Here is a 16,916-nt window from a genome sequence, read left to right as displayed (position 1 = left end):
GCCTGGAAAACATGGATAACAACAAAAAATGCCTGCCCTAGTCCGTGCCGCCAGCTTGACCAATTACCTTGAGGTGTCCCGCCACCTCGGCCTCAATCCCCATGCACTGTTGGCACAGGTTGGCCTCAGCGCCGCGTTGCTCGAAGACCCCAATCGGCGTATTCCGGTTGCCAGCGTCATCGCCTTGCTGGAAGCCTCCGCCAGCGCCACCCGCTGCGAAAGCTTCGGCCTGCGCATGGCCGAGTTGCGGCAACTGTCGGACTTCGGCGAAATAAGCCTGTTGCTCAGCCACCAGCGCACCCTGCGTGATGCGCTGCAGGTGATCGTGCAGTACCGTCACCTGCTCAATGACGCCCTGGCCATTCATATCGAGGAAGCCGGCAAGACCGTGGTCATTCGCGAGGAGGTGATCAACGAACGCGCGCCCTGCAGCCGCCAGGCCACCGAGCTGGCGATCGGCGTGATGATGCGCCTGTGCGCGGCGCTGCTAGGTGCGCATTGGCACCCGATCAGCGCCAACTTCACCCACGCGCCTCCCGCCGACCTGGCCACCCACCGGCGCATTTTCGGCTGCACGCTGGTGTTCGGCAGCGAGTTCAACGGTATCGTCTGCCCGGCCGCCGACCTCGACAGCGCCAGCCCGCAGGCCAACGAGGCCATGGCGCGCCTGGCGCAGCGCTATCTGGACAGCCTGCCGGCGGGCGGCACGCCGTCCCTGGAGCTGGAGTTGCGCAAGACCATCTACCTGCTGCTGCCCATGGGCCGCGCCACCATCGAACAGGTGGCACAGACCCAGGGCATGAACGTGCGCACCCTGCAGCGGCGCCTGGAAGAAAGCGGATTGACCTTCAAGGACCTGATCAACAGCGTGCGCCGTGACCTGGTGATGCGCTACCTGGAAAACCCCGGCTATTCGCTGGGGCGTATCGCCGACATGCTGGGTTATTCGATGCCCAGCTCGTTCACCCGCTGGTTCATCGCCCAGTTCGGCATGCCGCCGGCCAGTTGGCGGGCACAGAATTCTGATCAGATCGCGTCAGGGCCGCCAGGCGCCTGAGCTTGGATTTGCGGCGCCTGTGAGATCGAGCGCCGCCCGCGCGGCGCTTCGCAGCACAAGGCTGCTCCTACATCTGTTTTCGGGCCAGTTATTCCTGAGGCAGACGCGCGCGGGCCCTTGGTGCCCACCTAGATATTGTGCCGGGCAAACAAGGCGGTCGCGTGCATTGGAACAGGCGTTATTGGCCCGAAACAGATGTAGGAGCAGCCTTGTGCTGCGAAGCGCCGCGCGGGCGGCGCTCGATCTCACAGGCGCCACACATCTCAAGCCGAACCCACCCAATGCATCAACGCCAGAACCAAAAGCACAAGAAACACGCTCTCCCCCACCATCAGCGCAATGGGTTTCACCCCGACCGAGGCCAGCGCCTTGAGTTGGGTTTTCATGCCCAGGGCACTGATCGCCACCACCAGGCAGCCGCGCGACAGGTCGTTGATACCGCCCTGCACCGCGGCGGGTACCCAGCCTGTGCTGTTGACGCACGCCAGCAGCAGGAAGCCGACCGCGAACCATGGCAACAAGGGCGGCCGCTGCCCGCCTGCCTCGAGGCCCTGGCGCCGGGTGATCATGGCCGCGCAGACAATGACCGGCAACAACATGGCCACCCGCATCAGCTTGACCACCGTGGCGATGTCGCCGGTCTCGGTAGACATGCTGTAGCCCGCGCCCACCACCTGCGCCACGTCGTGGATGGTCGCACCGAGGAACACCCCGGCCTGCGCTGGGGACAGGTGCAGCCACTGGGCAATCATCGGGTACAGGATCATCGCCAGGGTCGACAGCGCCGACACGCCGATCACGGTAAACAGCGTTGCATGCTCCTTGCGCGGGTGCTGGGGCAAGGCAGCTGCCAGCGCCAGCGCCGCCGAGGCACCGCAAATGGCCGTGGCACCGCCGGTGAGCATGCCGAACAGCCGTGAAAACCCCAGCGCCTTGGCCACCACCACCGAAACCAGGATGGTCACCACCACCAGGGTCACGACCAGGGCCACGGGCTTCCAGCCCAGGCTGGCAATCTGGTCCAGGGTGATGCGCATGCCAAGTAGCGCCACGCCCAGGCGCAGTACCGTGCGGGCGGTGAACTCGATACCGGCTTTGCAGGGGCCATCGACCGCGAGAAAGTTCAGCGCCATCCCCAGTAACAAGGCAAACAGCATGACCGGCGCTGCGTAATGCTCACTGAGGAAACTGGCGGCCGCACCGACGATGAGGCTGACCACCACCCCCGGGGCGAGGGTGCGGATACGCTGATGGGTAGCGCCAAGTGCCAGTGTATTCATTGCCCCGCTTCCTCACAGTCAAACACGATGTAAACCTGCCCGCCCTGCTGCTCGACCGGGTAGCTGGCAACCTTCAAGGCCCTGGAATTGACCAGGTAGCCGCTGGCCAGGTCAAAGCGCAGGCCGTGCGCGCAGCACTGGATGACACGGCCTTCCAGCCGGCCGCCACACAACGACGCGCCCTGGTGCGGGCAGCTGTCGTCAATGGCATAGAGCGAGTCGGCAACGTTGAACAGCGCCACGCTGCGCCCTTCGCAGGCTAACAGCACACGGCCGTCACGCTCCGGCACCTGATGGGGGGCCAATACAATGCGCCGGGTCATGCCCTCTCAACCTCTTGCAGCGCTTCGGTCATGGCCGCATACAGCACCTCGGCAGGCTGCGCACCTGCCATGAGCGGCCCTTGATTGAAACGAAAACGAGGCACTGCACTGCCGGCGCGCCCTGCCCCATCGAGGAACGGGCTGCCGTCGTCACGCAGGCAGTCGACAACCTGCGCGGCATCCAGCCCGCAACATTGGGCGATGTCGAGCAAGGTGCGGCTATCCCCCAGGTCGCGCCCCTGGTGGAAATAGGCGATGAACAGCTGTGCCAGCAAGGCTTCCAGTTGCGCTGCTTCGAGCAACTGAGCAGCCCGTTGCAGCAGCCGATGGGCATTGCCGGTGTTGGGCATGCGGCGAATACGCGAGAAGTCGATGTCCTCGCCTACCACACGGGCAGCGGCGCGCACCTGGGCTTGGCGCTCACGTACCGCTTCCTCGCTGCCCAGGCGTTGCAGATAGAAGGCATGGAACGGCACGCCACTGGCTGGCAAGCCCGGCAACAACTGCACACCTCGCCATTGCAGTTGTACCTGCACTTGCGGTTGTTCACGCTGCAAGTGCAAGAGCGCGGCCTGCAGGTGTCGCTGGCCAATCAGGCACCACGGGCAGACGAAATCGAAGAACACTTCGACGGACAACAGCTGTTTCACGGTTTCAACTCCCGGGGTGCGGCAGCGTCGCCTGCCGGTGCATGCAGACGCTCCATGTCGCGGTGGTAATGACGTTTGGCGAGGAAAAACACCGCCGCCGCGCCGATGCTCATCAGCGGTACCAGCTGGAAGGCGGCATGCAAGCCGATCAGGTCGGAAACGCGCCCGGTGATCAACGGCCCGGTCGCCAGGCCCAACAGGTTGTTGGCCAGGGTCAGGGTGGCAAACGCGGTGCCGTGCACCGAGGCGTGGGTGAGGTTGGCGACCATGGCACTGGACGGGCCGTTGGTGCCGGCGGCGATCATCATGCCCAGGCAGATCAGTACCAGTTGGGCGGTGCCGGCCGGCAGTGCGAAGGCGATGGACAACAGCGCGCAACTGCCCAGGCAGTAGGCGATGGCAAGGCTGATCTTGCGGTCCGGGCGCTGCCGCCCGAGGCGGTCGCAGAGCATGGCGCAGAGGATCATGCCGATGCCGCTGCACAGCACGATGACTGCGGCAATCGCCCCGGCGCGGTCGGTGCCCATGGCGTAATAGCGGTTCAGGTAGCTTGGCATCCACACGATCACGGTGCCGCCGACGAACAGCTGCAGCCCGCTGCCGACGTAGGCCGCGATGACCGAACGGCTGCCGTACAGGGTGCGCAGCGGGCGCCCGGCCTTGCCTTGCGACTGCTGCGCGCACCGAGGCGCAATACGCGCCTCCTTGACGAACAGCGGGTACAGCATCGCCAGCACCAGGCCGAACAGCGCCATGCCGGCAAATGCCCAGCGCCAACCCAGGTGCTGGGCCAGTACACCGCCCAGGGCCATGCCCAGCACCGAGCCGAACATGCCACCGGCCATGAACGCGCCGGCCAGGGTCGAGCGCATGTCGCGGGGGAACACGGCGACCACCACGGCGATGCCGACACTGCCGTAGGCCGCCTCGCCTACCCCGACCAGAAACCGCGCGATGAACATTTGCGGGTAGTTTTCCGCCAGGGCGCAGCCGAGGGTGGCCAGGCTCCACAGTACTGCCATCAGCACCAGGCTGCGCACCCGGCCGAAGCGGTCGGCCAGCAGCGACAGCGGGAAGGTCAGCAGGCCGACCATCAGCGCGACGATACCGCTGAGCAGGCCGAGCTGGCTGTCGCTCAATGCCCATTCGCCCTTGAGCAGCGGGAAAACCGCATTGAGCACCTGGCGCGACATGTAGTCGGAGATCAACAGGCCAAAGGTCAGGGCGAAGACCACCCAGGCATAGCGCCGAGGGACGCTGTGGGCGGTGTCGGTGCCGGAATCTTCGGCACTGGCGAGATAGGTGGCCATGTTGCCTCCTTGGGTGCGGGGCGTGAGGTTGTTCTTGTTGTTATGGACTACAGCCAACATTCATGTTGCTTTTGCGGGCCTCTTCGCGGGCTCGCCCGCTCCCACAGGGACTGCGTCGACCTTTGGGCCAGTGCCGCACCTGTGGGAGCGGGCATGCCCGCGAAGAGGCCGGGCCTGCCGTAACAGCATCAGCCGCGCTGCGGCACGCCCTTCACACCCGGCTGGCGATTCGGCGCCATGCCGTTGGCCTCGAGGGTCTGCTCGATGCTGTCGTACTGCTGCCCGATGCGATAAATGGCGCGTGCTTCCTTGCCGCTGGCAATCTCGCGGCCCAGTTCATGGGCCACACGCACGGTCTGCTGGATCTGCTGCACCGAGGTGAAGCGCTTGCCATGCTGGTCGATGATGGTGTCTTCGTTGCCGCAGCGTGGGTGCAAGCCCATGGCCAGGGCCATGGTATTGAACGGCAGCACGTTCTTCAGCAACGATTCGGCGGTCAGGGTGCAGCCGTCCGGCGCGCGGTGAATGAAGTTGAAGAAGTTGAACGGGTTGGGGCCGTCGAAACCGCCGCCGATGCCGATCCAGGTCAGGTTCAGCGGGCCCATGTAGTCACCGCGACGCACGATGCGCTCGAGCGTCTCCAGGGCATGCATGCCGGTCAGCTGGAAATGCGGCTGGATGTTGCTGGCCTGCAGGCGGCGCAGGTGCTCGCGGACCCAGGCCGGGCCGGCCGGCACGGTCATTTCGCTGTAGGCAGCATGAATCGCCGGGCTGGCCAGCGAGGTGCCTTCCAGGTACTCGGGGTACAGCAACTCCATGATGTTCATCTGCGTGGTGTTGATGGCCACGGTCACCTGGTCGGGGCGTGGCGTCAGCTCGGCGAGCATGTGCCGGGTGTCGTCCGACAGCCACTTGGCCGCCTCGCCCTCGCTTTCCGGGGCAAAGGAAATCGATCCGCCAACCTGGATGATCATGTCCGGCACCGCTTCGCGCACCCCGGCGATCAGCTCGTTGAACTTGGACAGGCGCTTGGAGCCCTTGCCGTCCAGTTCGCGCACGTGCAGGTGCAGTACGGTGGCACCTGCATCAAAGCAGTCGACAGCCTTCTGCACCTGCTCGTCCATGGTCAGGGGAATGTCTTCAGGGAAGTCTTCGGGCATCCACTCCGGGCCATAGGGGGCCACGGTGATCACCACCTTTTCCATGTTTTCCGGGTGCAACGAATCGTCGAAGAATTGCATGCTGTAGTCCTCGCTATTGTTATTGTGCGGTTGCCGCCAGCGACGGCGACGAACTCAGAACGTGGGGCTGCCCTTGATCCCGGCGCGCTCCATCTTGCGATGGCACGGCGGGTAGTCCATGACGGCGTAATGCTGTGTGCTGCGGTTGTCCCAGATCGCCACGCTGTTGGGCTTCCAGCGCCAGCGCACCTGGTACTCCGGCAGGTAGGCCTGGCTGATGAGGTAGCGCAGCAGGTCGCTGGCGCCGGGGTTGGCGTCCTGGCCGAAGCGCACCCGCTGCGGGGTGTGGTAGTTGCTGAAATGGGTGGTGAAGGCGTTGACGAACAGCACCTGCTCGCCGGTTTCCGGGTGGGTGCGCACAACCGGGTGCTCGGCATCGGGGAACTGCGCCTTCAGCGCCAGGCGCTTTTCCAGCGGCATGGCGGCGCCAAAGCTCGCTTCGATGCTGTGGCGGGCGCGCAGGCCTTCGATCTTGGCCTTCACATCGCCTGGCAGGTTTTCATAGGCCAGCACCATGTTCGCCCACATCGTGTCACCGCCCACCGGCGGGCATTCGATGCAGCGCAGCACACAGCCCATCGGCGGGGCCTCGCGCCAGGTGGCGTCGGTGTGCCAGGCATTTTCATAGCGGTCGTTGGGCTGGTCCGGGCGCTTGTAGATCTGTACCAGGCCCGGATGCTCCGGGTCGCTACCGGCCACCGGGTGGTCCTCCAGGTCGCCGAAGCGGCGGGCGAACGCCACGTGTTCGGCGCGGCTGAAGTGCTGGTCGCGCAGGAACAGCACACGGTGCCGGAGCAACTGCGCGCGAAGCTGGGCGAACAGGTCGTCGTCGTGGATCGCGTCGGCCAGGTTGACCCCACTTACCTCGGCACCGATCGCGCAGGTCAGTTGTTCGATGTGCATGCTGTTGTCCTCTTCAGATGACGAAGATCGACGAGCCGGTGGTCTTGCGCGCTTCCAGGTCACGGTGGGCCTGGACGGCATCCTGCAGTGCGTAGTGCTGGTTGATCTCGATACGGATGCGCCCGCTGCCGACGTGATCGAACAGCTCACCGGCCAGGTCGGCCTTTTCCGCCGGGTCGGCGATGAAGTCGGCCAGTGCCGGGCGGGTGAGCTGCAGCGAGCCCTTGATCGCCAGCAACTGCGGGTCGAACGGCGGGATCGTGCCTGACGCCGTGCCGACGCACACCATCAGGCCGCGGCGCTTGAGCGAATCGAGCGAGCCCATGAAGGTGTTCTTGCCAACGCTGTCGAACACCACGTTCACCCCTACCCCGTCGGTCAGCTCACGCACGCGCGTGGCAACGTCCTCGACGCTGTAGTTGATGACGTGGTTGCAGCCATGGGCGCGCGCCACTTCGGCCTTGGCCTCGGTGGACACCGTGCCGATCACATTAAGCCCCAGCAGCTGCGCCCACTGCGCGACGATCAGGCCGACCCCGCCAGCAGCGGCATGCAGCAGCACGCTGTCGCCGGGTTTGAAGTCATGCAGCCGACGCAGCAGATAGGCCGCGGTCAGGCCGCGCATGGTCATGGCAGCGGCGGTTTCGAAGGCGATGGTATCGGGCAGCTTGATCAGCGCGGCCGCGGGGATCAGGCGCTCGGTGCAATAGGCGCCCAAGGTGTTGAGGAAACCGGTGTAGGTGACCCGGTCACCGACTGCCACCTGGGTCACACCCTCGCCCAGTGCCTCGACCACCCCGGCCGCTTCCACGCCAATGCCGTTGGGCAGCGGGATCGGGTAGGTGCCGTTGCGGAAATAGGTATCGGCGTAGTTCAGGCCCACAGCCACCTGGCGCAAACGCACCTGCCCCGGGCCGGGCTCGCCGACCTCGGCGTCCTCGTAGCGCAGCACCTCAGGGCCACCGGTCTGATGGAAACGTACGACTTTGGACATGCTTGTCTCTCCAATCATCGATCTGGACGCATGGCGTCAGTTCTGGGTAATTGGACTGTATGCCCTTGGTGTGTGGGGTGCTTCGCATCGGACGACAGAGGGTTTTCATTTGATGACAGTACGAGCGTAGACATGCCGATCACGAAAACCGTGTTTTATTCATGAGCCTCCTTGATGCTTGCCAATGGTCAGACTAATACTTAAGTCTCTGCCTGGGGAGGCACGAAAAATGCAACCAAGATTCGTTATCGTTCCCGCTGTGCCGATCGAAAAGGAGTCGTTCCGCGTGGGTAGCCGCTATTACGCCGCTACCGTATGTGGAGGTTTCGACATCTACGATAACCAAGCGAAGGAGCGGCTCAAGCCCAGTTATCCAAGCAGGACGGCTGCGCAGACGCAGTGTGAGCAGATGAACAAGCGCGGTGATGCAGGCTGATCGCACACGCAATAGCCCTGCTCGATCCCTGTGGGAGATCGCCCAACCCTTTGGGCTGCGCTTCCACGTAGAGAACTGAATTCGCAAGCAGTCCGCGGACCCTGTGGGAGCGGCTTTAGCCGCGAAGCATGCAACGCGGTGCATGGCACCGGCTGCGCCGGTGTTCGCGGCTAAAGCCGCTCCCACATGGGGGCACGTTACTGCGGGTGAGGCAGTGCAGGCGTATGATTGAAAGCCGAGCGAATTGATATCGCCGGTCGGCGTCCTCTACCGGAGCACTGCCATGAACAAACCCTTTCACGCGCTGATCCTTGCACTGGCAGCGCTGTCTGCCTGTTCGTCCAATTCCACGCTGTACCACGATCAGCCGCTGGTGGCGAAAGTCACCAACGGCATGAGCAGAGACCAAGTCATGCAGGTAGGCGGCAAGCCCGATGCCGAGACCGAACGCACCGTGGTGCCCGGCACCTGTTTCGACTACATGCTGACCAAGGCCGACAACCGGCAGCCCTACAGCGTAAGTTTCGACGGCACCGGCAAAGTGGACAATACCGCTTTCATGACCTGCGCCGAGTGGAGCAATGCTCAGCGCAGGGCCCGCCTGCCCAGCATGGGCGGCTCTAGCGGATCGGGTTACTGAGTCAGTCCAGGCATTCCCTTGCTGCCTGGCGCAATTTGTCGCCAGACAGGAAGCTGCCCTTGTAGAAGGTCGCGCGGCTGCCCTCGTGGGAATCGACTACGTCCAGCACATCATCGGATGCCACGGGGCTGGGTGCCGTCAGCCGGTAGCCGTGGGCGATCGATTTCTGCGTGGCTTGAGGCGCCAGTGCTTGCCATTTGGGTAGTACGCAAGCGGCGTATTGCTGGGGCGATTTGTGAGTCAGCTTGCTGGCAGTGGGTTTGCCAGGGGTTGCGCAGCCGGCAACACCGGTGACCAGCACGGCGAAGAGAAAGATACGAAACATAGACATTTGCAATTAGCCATCAAGGATACGCTGCATTCTAACGGGGGTTGTACTGGCTTACCAATCAACCAAAGTCTCGCAGCACAGGCCCACCTGATATTTCTGCCAGTAGCCTGGGTGCGTGAAGGCTGGGAAAGTGAACCCTGCCAATAGCCTTCGGAGCACGCACCATGCAAAAGAACACCAACAGAACGCAATTCTTCTATCAGAATGGAAAACTGATCACCCTGAGGGTTGGTGAACAAGGTCGCAGCATTTTCCGTACTACAGATGTGCCACTCGCCGAACTGCCAACGAAGGGCATGCACTCCAGCGGCTTGCTGGCGACGGATGATAAGGGTTCAGTACTGAACGTGCAGGAAAACACCTGATTCTGGAGGAACGGGCGCTATCGAGAACACCGGCGTAGCCGGTATCAGCCACCGCGTCGCCTGCTTCGCGGGTGAACCCGCTCCCACAGGGACCCCATCAGCCGAAAGAATGCACCGTTCCTGTGGGAGCGGGCGCGCCCGCGAACACCGGCGCAGCCGCTGCCAGCCACCGCGTCGCCTGCTTCGCGGGCATGCCCGCTCCCACAAGGACCCCACCTGCCGAAAGCATGCGCTGTACCTGTGGGAGCGGGTTTACCCGCGAACACCGGCGCAGCCGGTGCCAACCACCGCGTCGCCTGCTTCGCGGGCATGCCCGCTCCCACAAGGACCCCACCTGCCGAAAGCATGCGCTGTACCTGTGGGAGCGGGTTTACCCGCGAACACCGGCGCAGCCGGTGCCACCGCGTCGCCTGCCGGGGGCTGCTTTGCAGCCCATCGCGACACAAGGCCGCTCCTACAATTGACGGCGCTCGCTGACACCTGCGCCTGACGTCAATCCAGTGCGCCGTTCAACACTTCGTAGATGATCCCCGTAGCAACTGCCACCAGGATCAGGTCCGCACCCGCCTGCATCCATTCATAGCCATCGTAATGAGGCAACTGCCCCAGCAGCCTGCCATCCAGCTTCTTGGCGATACCCGGCGGCAGTGGTTTGCCACGGGCCAGGTTCTTCTGAATGCCCGGGGGCAGCGCCGGCCCTGCGCTCCAGTAACTGCGGTGCCCGTCAAGAATGCCAAGCACATCGCCACGGTTTATCGACGGCCCACCATACGAGCCCCCGTGACCTTGACCATGCTGCCCCTTGTCCTTGCCGTGGCCCTGCCCTTTACCATTACCCTGGTCGGCATAAGTGAGCGCCGGCCCCACTGCCAGCGCAATCGAGGTAGCGATAACTGCCCATCTACGCTTTGCCATAGCTGTTTCCTTACACGGAAGACGTCCCAGCACTGTAGACCAAAACCCGGTTCAGGGTGGAAGTCCCCAAACCCGGGTCAGGGCTTGGCACTCCGATAGAGCATGATGGCTGCCACATCGAGAGCCAACACGGCAACGGCGTAGAGAAACATGAAGTACAGATCTTCTGGAAACATGGCCGTATCCCCAAATGAGCAGGTTTTCAGGGATGCAGCAATTCCCGTTCCAAACGCCTGGCTGAACGAGCCTGCCCATCTGCTATCGAGATGATTGCTCCATAACCACGACATCAGCCGGTAATGTTCCAGCGCGGCTTTCCCATTTTGCGACCACGATCGGCGCCAGCGCATTGCCGAGTACGTTCAGTGCCGTAACGGGCATGTCCATCAATCGATACACCCCTGCAATCAAGGCCACGCCTTCCAAAGGCAAACCTGCCGCCGTCAGGGTTGCGGTGAGAATGACAAACATGAACCCGGGCACTCCGGCAGCGCCTTTGGACGTCAATACCATGATGAATACCAACATAACCTGGTCTGCCAAGGCCAGTTCAATATTGTAGGCCTGCGCGATAAACAGCGTACCCAGGCCCGCAAACAGCGACGCGCCATCCAGGTTGAATGAATAGCCCAACGGGATCACCAGCGAAGTGATCGTACGCGGTACACCCCGTGCTTCGGTCTTGGCCATCAATTGCGGCATGACGGTGGCAGAACTCGCGCTGCTGAACGCCAGTATCAGTTCACCCTTGAAGGCCTGGATGATCTCGAAGATATTCTCGCCAACAGCCCTGGCAACAAGGCCCAGCACGACAATTGCAAAGAACAGTACCGCCACATAAGTAATGGCTATCAGTTTTGCCAACGGCAGCAGTGAATCAATCCCGAAGGTCGACACCGTGACAGCTATCAGGGCAAAGATGCCGATCGGTGAGTAGGCCATGACCATATGAGTGACCTTGAACATGGTATCCACTACCGTCTGCAGCACTGCAACCAACGGCTGTTTCCTGGGTTCATCCAGCGTAGACAGTGCCACCCCGAACAAGATTGCGAAGAACAGTACCGATAACAGCTTAGCCTCCGCCATTGCCGCCACTACATTATCAGGAATGATGCCCAACAGTACCTTGCCGAGCCCTGCCGAAGCATTTTGCACAGCAGGCACTGCCCCACTCGCCGGTGTAACGGCGAACCCCGCACCGGCGCCTGGCTGGAGCACGTTACCGACCAACAAGCCGAAAATGATTGCGACCCCGGTCACGGCAAAGAAATAGACAAGGCTCTTTGTTCCCACCCGCCCCAGGGCGCGCTTGCCGGAGCCGGCTGTGCCTACCACCATGCAGGAAAACACCAGCGGCACGATGATCATTTTCATCAGTTTTATGAACGCATCACCCGCCGGTTGCAGCACTTGCTCGATCCACCAGCCCTTGTAATCTGGAAAATGATTCAATAGCAGGCCAACGCATATACCGAAAGCCAGACCAATTGCAATTTGCGTGATTAGATTTATTTTTATTCTCACGGGATTGATCTCTGTTTTTATAAAACCCTAGGAAGCAAAGATTGCACGAAAGTTCTTGAACCCTTTGATCTCGATCGGGTTACCACTGGGATCCAGGAAAAACATTGTCCTTTGTTCGCCAGGCTCACCTTCAAAACGAACAACCGGCGGGATTTCGAACTGCACGCCCAGAATTTCAAGGCGCTTAGCCAAGGCCTGCCATCGCTCCAGAGGCAATATCACTCCGATATGAGGCATCAATACAAGGTGCGGGCCGACCTTGCCAGTGCGACTGGTTTCAAAGGGCTTGCCCACATGCAGAGATATCTGGTGACCAAAAAACTCGAAGTCTACCCAGGTCTCAGTGCTACGTCCCTCGACGCAACCAAGAACTTCTTTATAGAATTTTCTTGCCACATCCAGATCGCTGACATGATAAGCAAGATGAAAGGGTGTCAACATGATGGTACTCCTCGAACGGAGCCACTATCCTCACACCGCCCGGCATCCATGTACACCAACTGACACTTGGCCTGAGCATAAGCATTACTTATGGACATTCAAAATCTGGAAAGCCTCATATCCGTTGTCGAATGCGGCTCCATTGCGGGTGCGGCAAAGAAAGCAAATGTTTCAGCCGCCGCAATAAGTTTGCGTATTCGCAATATGGAGAAACACCTGGGCTGTGCACTCTTCAATAGAGAGGCCCATGCGATCAGGCCGACAGACAAGCTGCTGGTATTGATGCCACGGATACGTTGCATTGTCGAACATGCCAGTCAGCTCAGGAATGACCTGAACGCCGACACGCTGACCGGGGAACTGCGCATTGGCGCCATATCAACTGCACTCACCGGCCTTGTACCGGCAGCACTGGAGCATTTGTCATCCTCCGCGCCCAACCTCAAGCTCACCATCACGCCCGGTGACTCCAAATTGCTCCATGACAAGCTGATCAATCAGGAACTGGATGCGGCAATTCTGGTTACGCCCCCCTTCAAGACAGCAAAATCGTTGAGAATGCTCACGTTGCGCAGCGAACCGCTGTGCTTGTTGGCACCTGCCACAGCCTCCCGCGCTGAAGCACACGCAATGCTGGCCACTGGGCCCTATATCCGGTATGCCGTCGACTCCTGGGGAGGCCTGATAACCCAGCGCTATCTGGACGATCTGGGCCTCGCACCCAACGTGGCTTGCGACCTGGATGCACTCGAGGCCATCAGCCTGCTGGTGTCCCTGGGGCAAGGCGTTTCCTTGGTCCCGCAATGGCCGTCATTGCTGGAGCAATCGCCAAACGCCCTGGTTCTGGCCGAAGAACCAAGGTACTGCCGCGACATAGTGTTGGCCTACAGTGCCGGCCATCACCGCACGTCGGCAATAAAGCTACTGGCAACCGTACTGATGGCCTGACGCTCCAGCTCAGTAGAGACGGGCCTTGATCAGCGGGCGCAGCAAGTGATTGAGCACGCTGCGCTTGCCGCTGAGGATATCCACCTCGGCAACCATGCCGGGGATGATCGGCAGTACTTCCTTGCCGCGCAGGAACCGGTTGCCGCCTGTTCGGCTCGGCAGTACCGCTGATGCTGCTGCCATCCGGGGCAAAATGCCTTGGGAGCGCTCCAACTTTGGCGAGAACGCCAGTCGCAATTGATTTCTTGATCGGAAATGGAATCTCGTGTTCGCTCTAGTTGAACTTGAGTTTGGCCACCTTGCTCAGTGCCCACCCACTGAACACGTAAAACGCATCCAGGTAAAAGCGCCCCTCGTAGTTGGGCAGCGGCTCACGATTCAACAACAGCTCGGGCATGTCGGACGAAGGGGGAAACAGCGCATAAAAACCATTGGGCAATACCGCCAACGCAATGAGCAGAAGGTAGGTCACGATCCGCAATGTGCTGGCGCGGCTACCGGATTGTTCGGCCCATTTCAGGCCGAACCAGGCGATCAGGCCGGCAACGGGCAACACCCAGAAATGCGTCGGCATCCCAATGAACATCTCAGCAACAACGCTTCTTTCTTCCAACTTGGTGTTCTCCTTCAAATGAGCGGATTATTGCGGCTGGGGTCGGCAAATGCAAAAAGCCCGCTCTCGAGGGCGGGCCTTTTGTATAAGGGGTCAGATGATCACGCTTTCGAACACATCAGCGCGGCATCCAGCAGCCTGCCATGGTCGTACCAGGCATCACGTTGATAGGCCGCGAACTGGCGCTGGGTCCCCGTGCCCCGCACTTCGACCAGGCCACCCGCCGTGTCGGGGTCGGTGCTATCAACGAACAGCCTGACCGAGTTATCGCCATCAACCTGGTACGTTTTCACATTACCTTGAAGTTCGCTTTTGACGCACCCCAGGTACGCCGACGTACTTCTTTCAGTGGCCCCGGCCGCATACCCATGGCCCTGACGCACATCGGGGTCATGTGCGCAGCCTGCCATGAACAGAGTGGCGAAAGTGGACATCAGTATTGCGCCTGCTACCGATCTTGGACTTTTCACGCGACACGCTCCTGCTGTCCCATCGAGTAACTTGGGAAAGTGTTGCCAAGCCGCATGCCTTTTTTTGGTTTTTGTTCGCTCATGGTACTGCTCGACGTTAGCCGGGCAATAGGCTTGTTTGCTATATCGGCTTCCGGGCGGGTTTTCCTTGCGAAGATAACCTACGTTCATGGATCAGTGGAAAAGTGCCAGACAGGCCAGCCTGGGCCGGGTTCACTCTGCCGATGTCCCCGATTTCGGGTACAACCGGACCCACAAACGGGGGTCAGGCGATGACCTTCAGAAACACAAATGTCGCTGCTAGATCCAGAACCAGCACAGCAACCACAACGAAGATCATGTAGTAGCGGTCATTCTGAGTCATTTCTGCGTACTCCGCATGAACGATGCACCAAGGGGTCATAGCAATTTGCATTCCACTTCCCTGGTGTGCTCGGAGCGGGCTCAGGCCGACCGGGCCTGATGGATGGGCAGTTCGACCCTGAATGTCGTACCGACTCCCACCTCGCTGTCTACGCGGATCTCGCCACCATGACGCTTGATGATTCCGTACGAAAGTGACAATCCCAGCCCGGTACCCTGGCCGATGGGCTTCGTCGTGTAGAACGGATCGAAGATCTTTTGCAGGCTTTCGCCAGGAATGCCACAACCATTGTCTGCGACTTCGATCCATACCCACTTGTCACTGGCACCGGTTCGCAGGGTAATTCTGCCACGCTCGGCCCCCATCGCCTGGGTGGCATTGACCAGCAGATTCATGATTACCTGATTGATCTGTGAAGGCAGGCATTCGACCGGCGGCAATGGGCTGTAATCCTTGACAAGGTCCGCCTTGTGCCTGAGTTCGCTGGCAACAATGTTCAGCGTTGACTCTATGCCTTGTTGCAGGTCTGCCACTTGCCAGTCATGGCTGCTCTCTACTCGCGAAAAGTCCTTGAGGTCCTTGACGATCCGCGCAACGCGGCTGATACCGTCCTTGGATTCGCGGATCAGCGCCGGAATATCCTCCAGCAAGTAATCCAGCTCGATTTCCGTGCGCAACTTCGCCAGCTCCGCGCCGAGCGCGTTCGGAAGCAGGGTATTTTCCGCGTCAGCATATGCCTTCAGCATGTCCTGCAAACGGCCGAAATAGTCGTCCAGTGCACCGAGGTTGGAAGAGACAAAACCAATCGGGTTGTTGACTTCATGGGCTACGCCGGCTGCCAGTTGACCGAGCGAGGCGAGCTTTTCGGACTGGACCAACTGGTTCTCGAGCAACCGGCGTTCGTCCACCTCGCGCTGCAGTGCTGCGCTGGCTTGGGTAAGTGCCTGGGTACGCCGTTCGACCCGCTGTTCCAATTCGTCGTTGGCACTCACCAGCGCTCGGTTTACACGGTTTATTTCGGCGTAGCTACGCATTAGCCGCATCCCCAGGTACAGTAATAGCAAAACCAGCAGGGTGGAAAACACCAACATATAAAAATGGTATCGCTGAGCCGTCAGCACTGCTGCTTGCTCGTCGTGGTCCAGCATCAGGGCAATGGCGTCCAGGTACTCGGCGATCGGAACCGCCTCGATCGCTTCAAGCAGTTGATCGACTTTGGGTTGCTCACGAAGAATCAACTCTATGTGTTTGCTGATGGTATCGATGGGCACCTGAAAATCGCCGGGCAAGCGCTCCTTGTTGACAGAAAGATTGTTCAGTCCGACAAGGATTTCGGCAGCTTTTTCATCGGTTGTGGTCTGGGCAAACTCAAGGCTGCTCAGCATCAAGTCGTAGGTATCGCTTGTGACTCTACGCAGACGCAGTGTATCGGCATCGACCAATTGCCGGAGGTGCACCTGTATTACATCAGCCGCAGCCGGGAGAAAAGCCAGGGAATTTCGCAGGATTGCATTGTGCGTCTTGAAGCGCGAGACCAGCAGGACCTTGTCGTCAAAGGCCTGTTGGTAATCGCGAAAAGCCTTTTGCCAAGCGAGCAGTTCCGTTTTTTGATGACGCCCTTCCAGCGTGCCGAATTCCCGCCATAGGCGCTTCATTTCAATCAACGGCAACACCAGCGGGTCGTAGTTGTAATTGGTAGTGGTGCGCGCCTTGAGCACTGCACCCTCCCACTGTGCATCGTACTGCTTGATCTGGCGTATCAGATCGCGCGCCTGAGCGTAGTCGCCACTCTCATCGGACCTGGACATCCAGTACAGGTAGACCAGCACGGAAGCCAGCAATATGGCGCACGCAGCCAACAGCAGCAGACTGCGCCGAGCGTTCAACCTCATAGCGGTTTACCCTCCCATTGGCCGGTGAGGGTCTGGAGAAACTTGATGATCAGCGCTTTATCATCGTCGCTCGGCGTACGTCCCAACTGATTGCGGATTCCACGGTCATCTGGCCACCCATTCCATAAGCATCTGACCACCGATTCCACGGTGATCCGGCCACCCATTCCACGCGTATCCGACCACTGATTCCACGGTCATCCGGCCACTCAACCG

Annotated in this window: 20 protein-coding genes and 2 pseudogenes; 5 read left to right on the top strand and 17 right to left on the bottom strand. The window is 60.7% G+C overall.

All coding sequences use genetic code 11. From position 1 onward, the window contains the following. Positions 1-28: 28 nt before the first annotated feature. Positions 29-1,057, top strand: coding sequence for an AraC family transcriptional regulator (locus WM94_RS14025; protein WP_061551454.1), 1,029 nt, complete (start codon positions 29-31; stop codon positions 1,055-1,057). 263 nt (positions 1,058-1,320) lie between these two features. Here the strand turns inward: WM94_RS14025 and WM94_RS14020 are convergent, their stop codons facing one another. The 7 genes from WM94_RS14020 to WM94_RS13990 form a co-directional block, all read right to left on the bottom strand. After that, positions 1,321-2,337, bottom strand: coding sequence for a YeiH family protein (locus tag WM94_RS14020; RefSeq protein WP_039613495.1), 1,017 nt, complete (start codon positions 2,335-2,337; stop codon positions 1,321-1,323). Beyond that, the gene (locus WM94_RS14015) at positions 2,334-2,660 is read right to left on the bottom strand and encodes a Rieske 2Fe-2S domain-containing protein (RefSeq protein WP_061551453.1); all 327 of its coding nucleotides are present in this window, start codon (positions 2,658-2,660) and stop codon (positions 2,334-2,336) included. Before WM94_RS14015 ends, WM94_RS14020 begins: the two co-directional genes overlap by 4 nt. Then, on the bottom strand, positions 2,657-3,310 hold the full coding sequence (locus WM94_RS14010) for a DsbA family oxidoreductase (protein WP_061551452.1): 654 nt from the start codon (positions 3,308-3,310) through the stop codon (positions 2,657-2,659). Before WM94_RS14010 ends, WM94_RS14015 begins: the two co-directional genes overlap by 4 nt. Further along, positions 3,307-4,620, bottom strand: a complete 1,314-nt coding sequence (locus WM94_RS14005) for an MFS transporter (protein WP_061551451.1) — start codon at positions 4,618-4,620, stop codon at positions 3,307-3,309. The genes WM94_RS14010 and WM94_RS14005 overlap by 4 nt, the downstream gene beginning before the upstream one ends. Positions 4,621-4,808: 188 nt before the next feature. Beyond that, positions 4,809-5,861: a 3-keto-5-aminohexanoate cleavage protein gene (locus tag WM94_RS14000; protein ID WP_024087049.1), complete on the bottom strand. Its 1,053-nt coding sequence runs from the start codon at positions 5,859-5,861 to the stop codon at positions 4,809-4,811. A gap of 54 nt (positions 5,862-5,915) precedes the next feature. Then, entirely contained in the window at positions 5,916-6,764 is an 849-nt protein-coding gene (locus tag WM94_RS13995; RefSeq protein ID WP_013972530.1) for a TauD/TfdA family dioxygenase, read from the bottom strand. Between the two features lie 13 nt (positions 6,765-6,777). Continuing rightward, positions 6,778-7,758 (bottom strand): quinone oxidoreductase, encoded by a 981-nt coding sequence (locus tag WM94_RS13990; RefSeq protein ID WP_061551450.1) that lies wholly within the window; start codon positions 7,756-7,758, stop codon positions 6,778-6,780. Between the two features lie 229 nt (positions 7,759-7,987). On the opposite strand from WM94_RS13990, the gene WM94_RS13985 reads away from it, so the two are divergent. Together WM94_RS13985 and osmE are read left to right on the top strand one after the other, a co-directional pair. Next, positions 7,988-8,194, top strand: coding sequence for a hypothetical protein (locus WM94_RS13985; protein ID WP_003258802.1), 207 nt, complete (start codon positions 7,988-7,990; stop codon positions 8,192-8,194). Positions 8,195-8,477: 283 nt separating this feature from the next. Then, entirely contained in the window at positions 8,478-8,834 is a 357-nt protein-coding gene (gene osmE, locus WM94_RS13980) for an osmotically-inducible lipoprotein OsmE (RefSeq protein WP_003258803.1), read from the top strand. Position 8,835: 1 nt separating this feature from the next. Here the strand turns inward: osmE and WM94_RS13975 are convergent, their stop codons facing one another. Then, positions 8,836-9,165 carry a hypothetical protein gene (locus tag WM94_RS13975; RefSeq protein WP_038409613.1) on the bottom strand — a complete coding sequence of 110 codons (330 nt, stop codon included), beginning with the start codon at positions 9,163-9,165 and terminating at the stop codon, positions 8,836-8,838. Positions 9,166-9,329: 164 nt separating this feature from the next. Here WM94_RS13975 and WM94_RS13970 point away from each other — a divergent pair, with 164 nt between their 5' ends. Further along, positions 9,330-9,530, top strand: a complete 201-nt coding sequence (locus WM94_RS13970; protein ID WP_061551449.1) for a hypothetical protein — start codon at positions 9,330-9,332, stop codon at positions 9,528-9,530. 492 nt (positions 9,531-10,022) lie between these two features. Here WM94_RS13970 and WM94_RS13965 read toward each other — a convergent pair whose 3' ends face one another. From WM94_RS13965 to WM94_RS13955, 3 genes are all read right to left on the bottom strand, one after another. Then, entirely contained in the window at positions 10,023-10,445 is a 423-nt protein-coding gene (locus tag WM94_RS13965; RefSeq protein WP_061551448.1) for an anti-virulence regulator CigR family protein, read from the bottom strand. Positions 10,446-10,703: 258 nt separating this feature from the next. Beyond that, positions 10,704-11,972, bottom strand: coding sequence for a cation:dicarboxylate symporter family transporter (locus WM94_RS13960; protein ID WP_061551447.1), 1,269 nt, complete (start codon positions 11,970-11,972; stop codon positions 10,704-10,706). Positions 11,973-11,999: 27 nt separating this feature from the next. Continuing rightward, the gene (locus WM94_RS13955) at positions 12,000-12,413 is read right to left on the bottom strand and encodes a VOC family protein (RefSeq protein ID WP_061551446.1); all 414 of its coding nucleotides are present in this window, start codon (positions 12,411-12,413) and stop codon (positions 12,000-12,002) included. A gap of 90 nt (positions 12,414-12,503) precedes the next feature. Between WM94_RS13955 and WM94_RS13950 the strand changes: the two genes are divergently transcribed. Next, positions 12,504-13,361 carry a LysR family transcriptional regulator gene (locus tag WM94_RS13950; RefSeq protein WP_061551445.1) on the top strand — a complete coding sequence of 286 codons (858 nt, stop codon included), beginning with the start codon at positions 12,504-12,506 and terminating at the stop codon, positions 13,359-13,361. Between the two features lie 9 nt (positions 13,362-13,370). Here WM94_RS13950 and WM94_RS30130 read toward each other — a convergent pair. The 6 genes and pseudogenes from WM94_RS30130 to WM94_RS30775 form a co-directional block, all read right to left on the bottom strand. Continuing rightward, a pseudogene (locus WM94_RS30130) lies at positions 13,371-13,490 on the bottom strand (hemolysin D); the annotation flags it as partial. A 145-nt stretch (positions 13,491-13,635) separates the two neighbouring features. Further along, positions 13,636-13,947: a hypothetical protein gene (locus WM94_RS13945; protein WP_024087046.1), complete on the bottom strand. Its 312-nt coding sequence runs from the start codon at positions 13,945-13,947 to the stop codon at positions 13,636-13,638. Positions 13,948-14,075: 128 nt separating this feature from the next. After that, on the bottom strand, positions 14,076-14,408 hold the full coding sequence (locus WM94_RS13940; RefSeq protein WP_061551444.1) for a hypothetical protein: 333 nt from the start codon (positions 14,406-14,408) through the stop codon (positions 14,076-14,078). Positions 14,409-14,709: 301 nt separating this feature from the next. Then, positions 14,710-14,859 (bottom strand): hypothetical protein, encoded by a 150-nt coding sequence (locus WM94_RS30125; protein WP_156485970.1) that lies wholly within the window; start codon positions 14,857-14,859, stop codon positions 14,710-14,712. Positions 14,860-14,888: 29 nt separating this feature from the next. Continuing rightward, the gene (locus tag WM94_RS13935; protein WP_061551443.1) at positions 14,889-16,700 is read right to left on the bottom strand and encodes a DAHL domain-containing protein; all 1,812 of its coding nucleotides are present in this window, start codon (positions 16,698-16,700) and stop codon (positions 14,889-14,891) included. Then, positions 16,697-16,789: pseudogene (locus WM94_RS30775) on the bottom strand (cytochrome B6); the annotation flags it as partial. The pseudogene WM94_RS30775 and the gene WM94_RS13935, both read right to left, overlap by 4 nt. Positions 16,790-16,916: the final 127 nt, after the last annotated feature.

This window comes from Pseudomonas sp. ABFPK (genome assembly GCF_001586765.1).
Lineage (GTDB): Bacteria > Pseudomonadota > Gammaproteobacteria > Pseudomonadales > Pseudomonadaceae > Aquipseudomonas > Aquipseudomonas asiatica.
Note: the sequence above shows the minus strand (reverse complement) of the source record. Positions and strands in the feature narration are given on the sequence as shown.